General features: G+C 53.0%; 10 protein-coding genes and 1 pseudogene. 4 read left to right on the top strand and 7 right to left on the bottom strand.

Translation table 11 applies throughout. From position 1 onward, the window contains the following. Positions 1-2 precede the first annotated feature (2 nt). From FY046_RS02265 to FY046_RS02255, 3 genes and pseudogenes are all read right to left on the bottom strand, one after another. Positions 3-807, bottom strand: a pseudogene (locus tag FY046_RS02265) (carboxymuconolactone decarboxylase family protein). Between the two features lie 41 nt (positions 808-848). Next, positions 849-1568: a putative quinol monooxygenase gene (locus tag FY046_RS02260; protein ID WP_446185690.1), complete on the bottom strand. Its 720-nt coding sequence runs from the start codon at positions 1566-1568 to the stop codon at positions 849-851. Positions 1569-1718: 150 nt separating this feature from the next. Beyond that, positions 1719-2291: an NAD(P)H-dependent oxidoreductase gene (locus FY046_RS02255; RefSeq protein WP_446185689.1), complete on the bottom strand. Its 573-nt coding sequence runs from the start codon at positions 2289-2291 to the stop codon at positions 1719-1721. Between the two features lie 236 nt (positions 2292-2527). Between FY046_RS02255 and FY046_RS02250 the strand changes: the two genes are divergently transcribed. From FY046_RS02250 to FY046_RS02235, 4 genes are all read left to right on the top strand, one after another. Next, on the top strand, positions 2528-3427 hold the full coding sequence (locus tag FY046_RS02250; RefSeq protein WP_133841641.1) for a LysR substrate-binding domain-containing protein: 900 nt from the start codon (positions 2528-2530) through the stop codon (positions 3425-3427). 149 nt (positions 3428-3576) lie between these two features. Next, positions 3577-4191 carry a TetR/AcrR family transcriptional regulator gene (locus FY046_RS02245; RefSeq protein ID WP_133841643.1) on the top strand — a complete coding sequence of 205 codons (615 nt, stop codon included), beginning with the start codon at positions 3577-3579 and terminating at the stop codon, positions 4189-4191. A gap of 76 nt (positions 4192-4267) precedes the next feature. Beyond that, positions 4268-5377 carry an efflux RND transporter periplasmic adaptor subunit gene (locus FY046_RS02240; RefSeq protein WP_200643330.1) on the top strand — a complete coding sequence of 370 codons (1110 nt, stop codon included), beginning with the start codon at positions 4268-4270 and terminating at the stop codon, positions 5375-5377. Beyond that, a complete protein-coding gene (locus FY046_RS02235; RefSeq protein WP_446185688.1) occupies positions 5374-8457 on the top strand; it encodes an efflux RND transporter permease subunit in 3084 nt (1027 codons plus the stop codon). The genes FY046_RS02240 and FY046_RS02235 overlap by 4 nt, the downstream gene beginning before the upstream one ends. 228 nt (positions 8458-8685) lie before the next feature. On the opposite strand, the gene FY046_RS02230 is transcribed toward FY046_RS02235, so the two are convergent. From FY046_RS02230 to FY046_RS02215, 4 genes are all read right to left on the bottom strand, one after another. Further along, a complete protein-coding gene (locus FY046_RS02230) occupies positions 8686-9597 on the bottom strand; it encodes an alpha/beta fold hydrolase (protein WP_446185687.1) in 912 nt (303 codons plus the stop codon). 251 nt (positions 9598-9848) lie between these two features. Beyond that, on the bottom strand, positions 9849-10499 hold the full coding sequence (locus FY046_RS02225; RefSeq protein WP_167863847.1) for a LysE family translocator: 651 nt from the start codon (positions 10497-10499) through the stop codon (positions 9849-9851). 82 nt (positions 10500-10581) lie between these two features. Beyond that, positions 10582-11460 (bottom strand): AraC family transcriptional regulator, encoded by an 879-nt coding sequence (locus FY046_RS02220; RefSeq protein WP_171149195.1) that lies wholly within the window; start codon positions 11458-11460, stop codon positions 10582-10584. Between the two features lie 126 nt (positions 11461-11586). Further along, positions 11587-12684, bottom strand: coding sequence for an alkene reductase (locus tag FY046_RS02215; RefSeq protein ID WP_212812978.1), 1098 nt, complete (start codon positions 12682-12684; stop codon positions 11587-11589). Between the last annotated feature and the right edge of the window lie 59 nt (positions 12685-12743).

Genomic DNA, 12743 nt, shown 5'->3' with positions numbered 1-12743 from the left:
TATTAATCTTCTTTGGGCCGCCGCGTACGTAGTACTTCACCCACCACTGGAGCTGCAGAAAAAGCATTTGGCCAACCCGCATAGAAAGCAGCCTGAGTGACAATTTCCCCGGCTTCTGCAGCCGTCAGACCATTATCCATCGCCCGATGAAGGTGATAACTAATTTGCGCACTTTGTCCCGAAGCGATTAACGCGCTGACCGTCACCAGACTTCTGTCACGGGGCTTCAGCGCAGGCCTCTGCCAGAGATCGAGGAAGAGAGGGGTGGCGGTGAATTTGACCAGCCCCGGAGAAAGGGGACCCACATTTTTTTCCACCGTTTCCGAACGCTGGTTTTCTGCCTGCTGATTGAGCGGTAACAGTTCCGGTGAGGCGTCAGGCAAATCTTCAACCTTGACCCCACGCTCCTGAAAAACAGTTTTCGTGACGCCAATCGCCGACATGGCATTTGGCCAGCCGGAGTAGAAGGCAAGGTGAGTGATCATTTCCGAGACTTCGGCCGCTGTGACGCCGCTGTCTAGCGCGACCTCGAGGTAATACTTCAACTCAGTGGGGTGGTTTCTGGCAATGAGGATGGCGACGGTAATCATGCTGCGGTCCCGTGGAGAAAGCGCATTGCGCTGCCAGAGATCCTTCCGTAATGGCTTCGCGACCAAACCGGGCAAGTGCCGGAGAGACAGACAGAATATCGGCCTCGGAAAGGCCTGATGGTTCAGTTTTCAACATAGCTTCACCTCTTTTTTCATTTGCATTCGTAACATCTGCAAGTACAAGCGACATTGCCGCTGCCGCAATGACCTTTTTCATGTTAGCGCCTCTCCTGTTGTCTGAACGGCTAAGCTGAAGCCTCACTCAACAAACCGTATTTCGCCTTTATTTCGCAGAGAGAGCGGGGCGACAGGGAGGGATTCTTTGCTGACGGCCATGTGTGCTGTCTGCGCGATGTAGTCCCGAAAGTGCGGCGTCTGCCTGTGTTGCTGATAAGCCGCCTCGCTGGCGTAAATTTCATAAAAATACCAGCGGTACTTATTGTTCACATCCGTTGCGGCATACATAGCAAGAACGCCTTGCTCAATTCTGATGGACTCCGCCATTTCAGGAAGAACAATACGTTTAAATGCCTCCTGAAATTCAGGTTTCACATCGACAACCACCAGATTATTGATGGTTCCTGAATTTTGTATCACGGGCTTATCGCTGAGAAATTGTGGTGTTAACTTTATCTGATGCTTCTGGTTGATTATTTCAGGGGCATGGGCAATAAATTTCTTATATTGCGCAGAATTAAGGTGATGGTGATAAGCCTCTATGTTTTTATATATTTCAACCATGTAAGCCTGTTGCGGATGATCCTTATGCTTGAGGGCGTACATCGCCAGCGTCCCCGCTTCCTCGTCGAGTGACGTGGAAATCGTATCCCTTGCCATTTCATCATATTGCGGGTTTTTATCCGGTTTCACGCTGAGCTCAAAAATACTCATTACCAGGCTGTGCGGAGAATTCGTTGCTTTCGCGATGACGGAACTGCTCATCATCAGACTGAGGGTCATTACGCCAATGTTTTTCACAGATAACCTTTATCGTCGAGGGTTAATATTCATATAACGGAAAATCACTTTTTCAGTGGTGCGATAAACTGCCTACCAGTTTTACATCTTTCTTTTTCGACGTAATTTTCGCCATGATCCCCGGTAAAGCCTGCGGCTGATGGCACGTTATCAAGATAATGGGTATCCGTCGGTGACGGCATTAAGCACCCCGATAAGCCGTGATGCGTGTTCCCTTGCGATCGTTTTTTGTTGCGCAATTTTATCTGCATCCCTGTCCACATAGCTGATACCGCAGGTATAAACAGGTTTGAGCAGCTCAAAATTGCAAAGCCTGGCCGTCGTTTCTAACGGGATGAGGTAATCTTCGACGCGATGTCCAAAGAATCCCTCTGAGGTATACAGCGCCTGAGGAGCCCCCGTCGTAAATGAAAGGATAAGCTTTTTACCGCCGAGTTTTGCCATGGAGCCATGCGCGAATCCATGGATAAAAACCTCATCCAGCCATAACTTCATGATCCCCGGGAGCGAGTACCACGAAAAAGGGAATTGCCAGACAATCACATCCGCTTTCAGCAGGCTGTCCTGCTCCGCCTGGATGTTGATTTTACTGTCAGGATAAAGCCAGTCCAGACGACGAATTTCGGCCTCAGGCAGCGCAGCAGCCACTTCTTGCAGAATGGTTGCATTACCGATGGATGAACGCAGGTCAGGATGGCCGGAAATAATCAGAATATTATTCATTCGCTTTTGTACACCTCACGGATAATGCGTTGCGCATCCTGGTTGTCACGATAATCCCGCATATCAGCCCCCAATTATCCAAACATAGAACTTGCATTTCAGTCTCCCGAACTGACTCTCAGATTGAACAGATGAGAAGTATAAGTTCACTTTTTCGGGAAGATTAGGCCATCATTGACTTAAGGATATTTAGTCTGTATCTAACAATCAGGTGGCTATTGTTTGAGGATGACGCTATGAATAACGCCATTTATAACCAGATACGTATTTTTCAAAGTATTGCCCGGGAAGGCAGTATCTCAGCGGCCGCTCGTAAGCATGAAATTACCCCTCCCTCAGTGAGCCATGCCCTGAAGTTGCTGGAGCAACACATTGGGCATCCGCTTTTTGTACGAACCACGCGGCGCATTGAGCTGACCGATATCGGGCAGCAGTTGCTTGAGCGAACCGCAGTAGCGATGGATTCGCTTGAGCAATCGTTGCAAAGCATCCGCGATCAGAATCAGGAACCGTCAGGTCTGGTGAGGATTACCCTCTCTCGCTTCGCGTATTTGCTGATACTCAAACCCGTGATGGCCGCGTTTTGTCAGCAGTATCCGGGTATCCAGCTAGAGATTTCAGTTTACGACGGCACTGTGAATATCATTGACGATCGCTTCGACCTGGGGATCCGCTTTGGCGATATTTTGGATGGCGGCGTAGTGGCACGCCCGTTAATGAAGCCCTTCAGGGAAGGGCTGTATGCCTCATCTGCCTATCTTGCCGAGTACGGTACGCCTGAGGCACCCGCCGATCTCTATCAGCACAAGCTTATCGGGTATCGCTTCATCACCAACAACCGAATTCTGCCCCTGATCCTGGATGACCACGGGGAGCAGTTGACCGTTGAGATGCCCGGCCAGTTAATCAGCAATGATATTGAGGTGATGGCTGACGGAATACGTAACGGGCTGGGGATTGGAAGGTTATTTGAACCCATTCACCGCTTACAACCGGATCGGGAAAAACTGATCCCCGTGATGGAGCGCTACTGGAAAACATACCCACCGGTTTATGTCTATTACCCGAAAAGCGCGGGTAAAACGAAACGAGTAAAGACATTGATTGATTTCCTCATCACAACCACCGGCGGGTAAACGTGCTCAGATCCGTTCTTCGGTTAACGTATTAACGCCAGGAGTACGGAGGGGGAACATTGATATTCCTTGAGTCAATTTTGAGGAGTGACTACATTACCAAATGGTCACTCGTTGTCAATCAGGGCTCATTGAGCTAAGCTGGAAAAATGACTAAACATATAAATGTACATGCCCCAAGGGGGCCATCGGATCACGGTGTTCGCGATCAGGTTGTGGACGCGGCCACAGAGCATTTCGGGCATTTTGGCTATGAAAAAACCACCGTCTCCGATTTGGCAAAAGCGATAGGTTTTTCAAAAGCTTATATCTATAAATTTTTTGATTCCAAGCAGGCGATCGGCGAGGTGATCTGCACCAACCGGCTGGCGATGATCATGGCGATTGTCAATTCAGCGATTGCTGATGCGCCGTCAGCTTCCGAAAAATTGCGGCGTTTATTCAGAGCACTGACTGAAGCCGGCAGTGATCTGTTTTTTCACGATCGCAAGCTTTACGACATTGCTGCCGTCGCGGCGCGGGACAAGTGGCCGTCAGCAGAGGCTCATGAAGAACGGTTGCGAAAACTGATTGAGCAAATCATTGTTGAAGGGCGGCAGGCGGGAGAATTTGAACGTAAAACCCCGCTGGACGAGGCGGCTCATGCGATATATCTGGTCATGCGGCCTTACATCAGTCCTGTCCAGTTACAATACAATCTGGAAACAGCTCCGGCTGCGGCTACGCTCCTGTCCTCACTGATCCTGAGAAGTTTGTCACCCTGAAAAGGTGACTATTGACATTATTGGTCACTGGTCTGAGAATGCGGTTACTCTCCTGTTAACGTAATGAAGGGAACCCATGCTCAGGCTTAATCCTGCCACCTTTGCCGTTTGCCTGTTGCCACTTGCCCTTGTGGCCTGCGGTGACACTTCCGTCACCGACGACCCTCGTACTCAGCCTCCTCTGGTCAGGTCTGCGACCGTGGTGAGTGCTGCCGATGTCTCCCGATCATTTACCGGCGTTGTTGTCGCCCGGATTCAAAGCGATCTCGGTTTCAGAGTGCAAGGCAAAATCCTTGAACGTCTGGTCGATACCGGCCAGACCGTTAAACGCGGCCAGCCATTGATGCGTTTGGATCCGGTTGACCTGAGCCTGCAGGCGCAGGCTCAGCAACAGGCCGTCGCGGCGGCACGGGCTCGTGCAAAACAAACGTCTGCTGACGAGGCGCGTTACCGCGGGCTGGTTGCGGGCGGTGCCGTATCGGCATCGGCCTACGATCAGATCAAGGCCGTTGCCGATACGGCAAAAGCCGAACTCAGTGCGGCCCAGGCACAGGCGAATGTGGCGCAAAACGCGACGGGCTACGCCGTGCTGCTGGCGGATGCCGACGGCGTGGTTATGGATACGCTGGCTGAACCCGGTCAGGTTGTCAGTGCCGGCCAGCCGGTGGTTCGTCTGGCCAGAGCAGGGCAGCGCGAGGCCATCGTGCAGTTGCCCGAGACGCTACGCCCGGCTGCCGGAAGCGAGGCCGGGGCAACGTTGTATGGCACCGGTAAACAGTCCGTCCCTGCGAAACTGCGGCTCCTTTCCGATGCGGCAGATCCACTCACACGTACCTTCGAGGCAAGATATGTGCTTGAGGGGGCACTGGCGAGCGCGCCTCTGGGATCCACCGTTACCCTTCATATTGCAGACGATAAATTACCGGGCCAGGTGATGCAGGTGCCTTTAGCGGCCATCTATGATCCGGGCAAAGGGCCGGGGGTCTGGGAGATTTCGGGTAAGCCCGCCAAAGTGTCATGGCGGCCTGTGCAGGTGCAGGGATTGGGTGACGATGCGGCGAGGGTGACCGGTTCCCTTAAGCCGGGAGAGCAGGTGGTCGCCCTGGGAGCGCATCTGCTGCATGACGGTGAGGCCGTACGCATGGCCGAACAAAGCGATGCCCGCGTCGCCGGGAGCCAGCCATGAGCGGAGGGCGATTCAATCTTTCAGCGCTCGCCGTGCGTGAGCGCTCAATCACGCTGTTCCTGATTATCCTGATTACTGTGGCCGGTATTCTTTCATTTTTTGAACTGGGACGGGCTGAAGACCCGCCGTTTACGGTCAAGCAGATGACCATTATTTCGGCCTGGCCGGGCGCCACCGCGCAGGAGATGCAGGATCAGGTGGCTGAACCGCTGGAAAAGCGGATGCAGGAGCTGAAGTGGTATGACCGCAGCGAAACGTATACGCGTCCCGGTCTGGCTTTTACCATGCTTTCGCTGAAGGACAGCACACCGCCTTCACAGGTGCAGGAAGCGTTTTATCAGGCACGTAAGAAGCTGGGGGATGAGACCAAAAACCTGCCGGCAGGCGTCATCGGGCCGATGGTCAATGATGAATTCTCCGACGTGACCTTTGCGCTCTTTGCGCTGAAGGCCAAAGGCGAGCCACAGCGGCTGCTGGTGCGCGATGCGGAAGCGTTGCGCCAGCAAATTCTGCATGTGCCGGGGGTCAAGAAGGTCAATATCATTGGCGAACAGGCCGAACGCATCTTTGTTTCGTTCTCGCATGACCGGCTGGCCACGCTGGGTATTTCGCCTCAGGATATTTTCTCCGCCCTTAACAGCCAGAACGTCCTGACGCCCGCGGGTTCGATTGATACCCAGGGGCCGCAGGTCTTTATCCGCCTGGATGGTGCCTTCGACACACTGGAAAAAATCCGCAAAACGCCCGTCGTCGTGCAGGGCAGGACCCTGCAGCTTTCTGACGTAGCCACCGTTGAGCGTGGCTATGAAGATCCTGCAACCTTTAAGATCCGCAATCAGGGTGAACCGGCGCTGCTGCTGGGCGTCATCATGCGCGACGGCTGGAACGGTCTGGAGTTGGGTAAGGCGCTGGATGCGGAAACGACCAACATCAATGAGGGCATGCCGCTGGGCATGACCCTGACCAAGGTCACGGATCAGTCAGTCAACATCAGCTCCGCTGTTGACGAGTTTATGATTAAATTCTTTGTCGCGCTGCTGGTGGTGATGGTGGTGTGCTTCGTCAGTATGGGATGGCGCGTGGGCGTAGTTGTCGCGGCGGCGGTGCCCCTGACGCTGGCGATTGTCTTTGTGGTGATGGAGGCTTCCGGCAAAAACTTTGACCGCATTACCCTGGGCTCGTTGATCCTGGCTCTCGGGTTACTGGTCGATGATGCCATTATCGCCATCGAGATGATGGTGGTGAAAATGGAAGAGGGCTACGACCGCGTCAAAGCGTCGGCCTATGCCTGGAGCCACACGGCGGCCCCGATGCTGGCGGGCACGCTGGTCACTGCCGTCGGTTTCATGCCCAATGGTTTTGCCCAGTCCACCGCCGGCGAATACACCAGCAACATGTTCTGGATTGTCGGTATCGCCCTGATTGCCTCCTGGGTTGTGGCGGTCGTGTTTACGCCTTATCTGGGAGTGAAAATGCTGCCCGACATCAAAAAGGTTGAAGGGGGACACGCTGCTATCTACAACACCCGCCATTACAACCGTTTTCGCCGTGTACTGACCCGCGTGATCGCGCGAAAGTGGATAGTGGCTGGCACCGTTATTGCCGTCTTTACGGTAGCGATTCTCGGTATGGGACTGGTGAAAAAACAGTTTTTCCCTACCTCCGATCGTCCGGAGGTGCTGGTCGAAGTGCAGATGCCTTATGGCACCGCGATTGAACAGACCAGCGCCACGACGGCGAAAATCGAAGCCTGGCTGGAAAAGCAAAAAGAGGCAAAAATCGTCACATCTTACATCGGCCAGGGATCGCCACGTTTTTATCTGGCGATGGCACCCGAGCTGCCCGATCCGTCGTTCGCGAAAATTGTTGTGCTGACGGATAGCCAGGAAGCGCGCGAAGCGCTCAAGTTCAGACTGCGTGAGGCAGCGGCCAGCGGCCTGGCGCCTGAGGCGCACGTGCGCGTGACGCAGTTGGTGTTTGGTCCGTATTCACCGTATCCGGTGGCTTACCGTGTTATGGGGCCGGATCCGACTCAACTGCGCGAAATTGCAGGCAAAGTCGAAAAGGTGATGCAGGCCAGTCCGATGATGAGGAACGTCAACACCGACTGGGGGCCGCGTGTACCGGCGCTGCATTTCACCCTCAATCAGGACCGCCTGCAGGCGGTGGGGCTGACATCGAATGCGGTCGCGCAGCAGCTTCAGTTCCTGCTTTCTGGGGTTCCTGTTACCGCTGTGCGTGAAGATATTCGTTCGGTGCAGGTCATGGGGCGGGCGGCAGGAGATATCCGGCTCGACCCGGCCAAAATAGCGGGCTTTACCTTAGTGGGCTCTGCCGGCCAGCGCATTCCGCTGTCGCAGATCGGGGAGGTTGAGGTGCAAATGGAAGATCCTGTTCTGCGCCGTCGCGATCGTACGCCAACTATGACTGTGCGGGGGGACATTGCCGAAAACCTGCAGCCGCCGGATGTTTCAACGGCAATGATGACAGCGTTGCAGCCGATCATCGATACACTTCCGGCTGGATACCGCATCGAGCAGGCGGGTTCTATTGAAGAATCCGGGAAAGCCACCCAGGCGATGGCACCGCTGTTCCCGATCATGATCGCCATGACGCTGTTGATTATTATCCTGCAGGTGCGGTCGATGTCGGCGATGGTGATGGTCTTCCTCACCGCGCCACTGGGGCTGATTGGCGTGGTGCCCACGCTGCTGCTGTTCAATCAGCCGTTTGGCATCAATGCGCTGGTCGGACTGATTGCGCTGTCGGGTATCCTGATGCGTAACACCCTGATCCTGATAGGGCAGATCCATCACAACGAACAGGAAGGGCTGGCACCCTTCCATGCGGTGGTGGAGGCAACGGTGCAGCGAGCCCGGCCGGTGCTGCTCACGGCAATGGCCGCCATTCTGGCGTTTATCCCACTGACGCACTCGGTGTTCTGGGGCACGCTGGCTTATACCCTGATTGGCGGAACCTTTGGCGGCACCATCATCACGCTGGTCTTCCTGCCTGCCATGTATGCCATCTGGTTCAGGATACGGCCCGATAAGGGGGAGTTTACCGAAAACAAAGCCTGACATGATGCCAGCAGACGGGCATGACACCATGATGCTTTAATCACGATGCTAAGCAGGGATCCGGTCAGCGAGTGTGACCGGTTTACCATCAAAAAAACCTCATGCCGCGATGCCTTTCACTTAAGCGGAGCGGCAAGTGGGTTCACCGGATCGCTGTTTTTGGCAGCTATATCTGCTGGCCGGACTTAGCTGCAGCTCCAACGTCAACTTGATGTGTAGCAGCATCCTTTATTGATTTAAGAATGACTCAACCTCGCTGGAAAAACGTTCTGGCTGATCAAGCATGACAAAGTGAAAACTGTCATCGATACGCGTGAAATGGATATCAGATGCAGATGCATAGGCTTTACGGTACATCGCATCCACGCTGGCTGCAGGAACCCCGAATAAGGCGTCATACGCGTACACGACCTCAATCGGCGCTCTAATGCGTCCAAGCTCGGGGCGCAAATCGGTAATCATCAATTCATACACGGTATCCGCAACGGTTTTGCGATCAGAATGGATCCCCGCAGCCACCAGAGCAGGCCTCACAGCCTCGGTCTTAGCTAAACGGGCGATAGATGTATTCTGAGACTCTTTGATTTGTTCCGGCGACTGCCCCAGTAGCCAATCCCGCGTGGCTGTGGCATGCCGGGCAGCGGTTTTGGTGGTCGCCGCAGGGTCAATCATCAACGTATAGAACGGCAAGGCATCGACGATCATCAAACGACCGACCAGGTCGGGATGACGGGCCCCCAGCATCAATGCAATCTCCCCTCCAAGAGAATGGCCAATGATCACCGGTGCTTTTATGTGCTGGGTGTGAATGTAATCAGCAATGGCGTCAACTGCCGGAGCGATGACCTTTCCCTCAGGATTGGAAATGGCAGGCGTACTTGCAAAGCCCGCAAGTTCAACAAGATGAATACGGTGGCTCCTGCGTAAAGTTGATGCTAATTCGGCCCAAACTTCGCGAGACGACGCCAGCCCCGGAATCAATATGACATCCGTTCCTGAACCTTCCGTCTGTACAGAGATACGCTGCGAGTTCGGATGTTCAGAAGGTACGGACAAAGACTGAGTTGCGGACGCTGAGACCACGACTGACATCAATAAAAGAGCCCCTCCGATCGTGGCTCGAATATTTACGGTAAGCATGCGTTTAGTCCTTGTTATTTTATCCCTGATAAACCAGGTCAAGCTGACAGAAGGGTTTATCATAGATGATAAAATCATTAAGGAATGGATACAAAGGCTTTGGAATGTGCCGGTTACAGCTCCGAACGGATAGGATAGACCTTAGTCCGCTTATCGCAGACCTGCTACCGGCCTCGATCTGCGCCGTGCCAACAGCAGACGTGGATGCTGCGAAATAATACGGATGTCGGAAGCGGGGAGTACGCTGCTTTTCAAGCCAGTGCCATGACATTGACCACGGGGACACTCAGCGCCAGCCCAATCAGCATGACTCCGGAGATACGTTCCAGCCAGGGTAATGACTGCGAAAAGGATTGTAATACCAGACGATTACCAATGAAGATGGCTATCAGTAAATCCCACAGCAGCACAATACTAAACATCCACACACCATAGAAGACCTTCAAATTTGTCTCGGTATGAGATCCCTCAATCAGCGTGGCCAGGCTGACGTAAAACAGCGCATTTTTTGGATTGAGAATACCCGATAAAAAGCCCATGCCGAATACACGCCAGTGACTCAATACATCGGCAGATGCGGTGACACGCCCGGGTGCTTTGACATGATGCTCGGCGATAGTGCTCGTGCCTGCAAAACGGATGAAAAGTATACCGATGTACAGTAAGTAGGCACAGCCTGCAAGCTGAATGGCAATAAAGCTCATGCTGCCAGGGCGAAGAAGCGTAAGACCACTAAAAGCCGCGAAGATAAAAACACCGTTAGCGATCGCGATTCCCAGACAAGCCTTCGCTGCGTGACGCCAGCCAGCTTTAATTGAGGTTCGGGCAACCAGAAAAAAATCCGGGCCTGGCGACAGCAACGCCAAAAAATGCGCTGCGGCCACGATAAGAAATTGTTGCATCACGGTATCACCCTTTTAGAAAATATTTTTTAATAGGGTGCAGCCTTGAGGCAGGATTGTATTGAATAAAATTGCATTTTACTCAGGCTCGATAGCAACCCGGCGTTACGCCAGCATAAGCCTTGAATACGCGCTGAAAATGGCTTTGATCGGCAAAACCCAGTCGATAAGCAATTTCTGTTATTTCATGGCCTGACTGTAGCCAGCGGCGTGCCTGATTAATACGCACATTGAGTTGGTAAGCATGTGGTGTCATTCCGGTGGCCGCGCGAAACTCCCTGATGAGTTGATAGCGACTCATGCCTGCAATATTTGCCAACGCGGCTAATGCCCACGGCTGCCGGTCAGTTTGCTGCAACACATCGATAACGTTTTTCAGCGCCAGCCTGACACCCGCTGATAACCCAGGAAATGTGTCTACCAGATTGATGCCACAGTCACAGTCGCCAATAAACTCTATTAACGCTGTATTTTTGTCTTCTGCACTGGCGTCTGAAAACAGGGTGGCATTCATTTCACAAAAGCGGCCATAGACCGCTTCATTATCAATGATTCGAATGTCTTTTTTACTGATGAATTCCCCTGAAATAGGGCTTATTTCAGCCATGACTTCATTTAACCATGCAGCATCCAGATACAGCATCTGATAGCTCCAGGACTGATCGGGTAATGGATTACAGGCATGAACGCAGTTAGCGGGAATGAAAACCATCATTCCTGGCCGAAGAGCGCAAGGGCCCCCGGACGCTCCTGTAAATGTGCTACCGCCTGCATCCACTGCCCCTATTGAAAAGGTGGGGTGACTGTGTGGCTTATAACATGCACGGCTGTTACAGGCGCGACGACTTTCCACATAACCCGTAGTCGAATCACGCCAGAATTGTGCCTGGCTGGGGGGACTGACGTTATTGTAACCACAGTCGGGCAAATCCACAGAGAGTGGAGCGGGCCTGATGAGCATGTCTGATTTCATCCTGATGAACATTGACGTAAGCATGGCGTAAAGCCAGACACGTTGTCATCAATTAAAAAGAGAACCTGCGCGGGTGAGCCCTCATCTGGCACAGAGATATTACTGCGGGTTTACCTAATCCACGTGATACGAGGGATAATCTATATAACCTGCATCTCGCCCGGTGTAGAACGTATTCTTGTCAGGAACAGCCAACGGCCACTCGTTCTTCATGCGTGTAACGAGATCGGGATTGGCGATAAAAGGGCGTCCAAATGCGATCAAGTCGGCAAAACCTTCCCTGAGTGCCCGTTTTGCGCGCTCCGGTGTATAGCTGCCCGCGACGATGAGAGTTCCCTCGTAGGTCTCGCGAAACGTTGTCAGGAAGCCGGCAGGGAGGGCCTGAGCTCCCAGAGATTCCTGATCGCTCAAATGCACATAAGCAAGATGACGACGACGCAGTTCGATACCCAAGGCAAGCCAGGTCTCCTGCTCATCATCAAAGCCATGCATATCCTGCAGGCGACCAAAAGGTGCAATACGGATACCCGTCCGATGACTCCCGATGGCAGCAGAGACCGCATCCACCGTTTCCAGCGTGAATCGCAGGCGATTAGCAATATTACCGCCATAGCGGTCTGTTCTGTCGTTAAGTTCGCCATTGATAAATTGCTCAAAGAGGTAGCCGTTAGCAGCGTGGATCTCTACACCGTCAAATCCCGCCTCGATGGCATTTTTAGCCGCCTGAACGAAATCCTGCGTCACCCGCGGTACTTCATCCGTTGTTAATGCCCGAGGCTGGCTGTGAAATGCGCGTACAGACTGATCGTTTTCCCCTGGAATGTGAGTTGTACAGCCTTCTGCAATACGTGAGACGGAACTGACCGGTGCCTGTCCATCAGGTTGGTGAGCAATGTGGGAAGAACGTCCCACGTGCCAAAGCTGAATGAATATTTTCCCGCCTTCCGCATGTACTGCCTCAGTGACCTTTTTCCAGCCCTCTATCTGTCCGTGAGTGTAAATTCCCGGTGTGTAAGCTTGTCCACGACCTTCCATTGAAACAGGTGAACCTTCGGAAACAATCAAACCTGCTGTGGCGCGCTGACGATAGTAGGTGACCATACTGTCAGTGGGGACAAGATTGTAAGCCCGGGATCGGGTCATTGGTGCCATAACGACGCGATTACGAAGACTTATTCCATTCATTGTATAGATATTCAATAACTCGCTCATTCTGTCTCCTGAATGAATTTCATGGTAAAAAACTAGTGTCGAGGATCTTACCTTGATTT

It is taken from the genome of Erwinia sp. 1181_3, from assembly GCF_052824965.1.
Note: the sequence above shows the minus strand (reverse complement) of the source record. Positions and strands in the feature narration are given on the sequence as shown.

What these genes read in the sequence shown, in the direction of transcription:
- FY046_RS02255 (WP_446185689.1), bottom strand. Translation starts at nt 2,291, where the DNA reads ATGAATAATATTCTGATTATTTCCGGCCATCCTGACCTGCGTTCATCC.
- FY046_RS02250 (WP_133841641.1), top strand. Translation starts at nt 2,528, where the DNA reads ATGAATAACGCCATTTATAACCAGATACGTATTTTTCAAAGTATTGCC.
- FY046_RS02245 (WP_133841643.1), top strand. Translation starts at nt 3,577, where the DNA reads ATGACTAAACATATAAATGTACATGCCCCAAGGGGGCCATCGGATCAC.
- FY046_RS02240 (WP_200643330.1), top strand. Translation starts at nt 4,268, where the DNA reads ATGCTCAGGCTTAATCCTGCCACCTTTGCCGTTTGCCTGTTGCCACTT.
- FY046_RS02235 (WP_446185688.1), top strand. Translation starts at nt 5,374, where the DNA reads ATGAGCGGAGGGCGATTCAATCTTTCAGCGCTCGCCGTGCGTGAGCGC.
- FY046_RS02230 (WP_446185687.1), bottom strand. Translation starts at nt 9,597, where the DNA reads ATGCTTACCGTAAATATTCGAGCCACGATCGGAGGGGCTCTTTTATTG.
- FY046_RS02225 (WP_167863847.1), bottom strand. Translation starts at nt 10,499, where the DNA reads ATGCAACAATTTCTTATCGTGGCCGCAGCGCATTTTTTGGCGTTGCTG.
- FY046_RS02220 (WP_171149195.1), bottom strand. Translation starts at nt 11,460, where the DNA reads ATGCTCATCAGGCCCGCTCCACTCTCTGTGGATTTGCCCGACTGTGGT.
- FY046_RS02215 (WP_212812978.1), bottom strand. Translation starts at nt 12,684, where the DNA reads ATGAGCGAGTTATTGAATATCTATACAATGAATGGAATAAGTCTTCGT.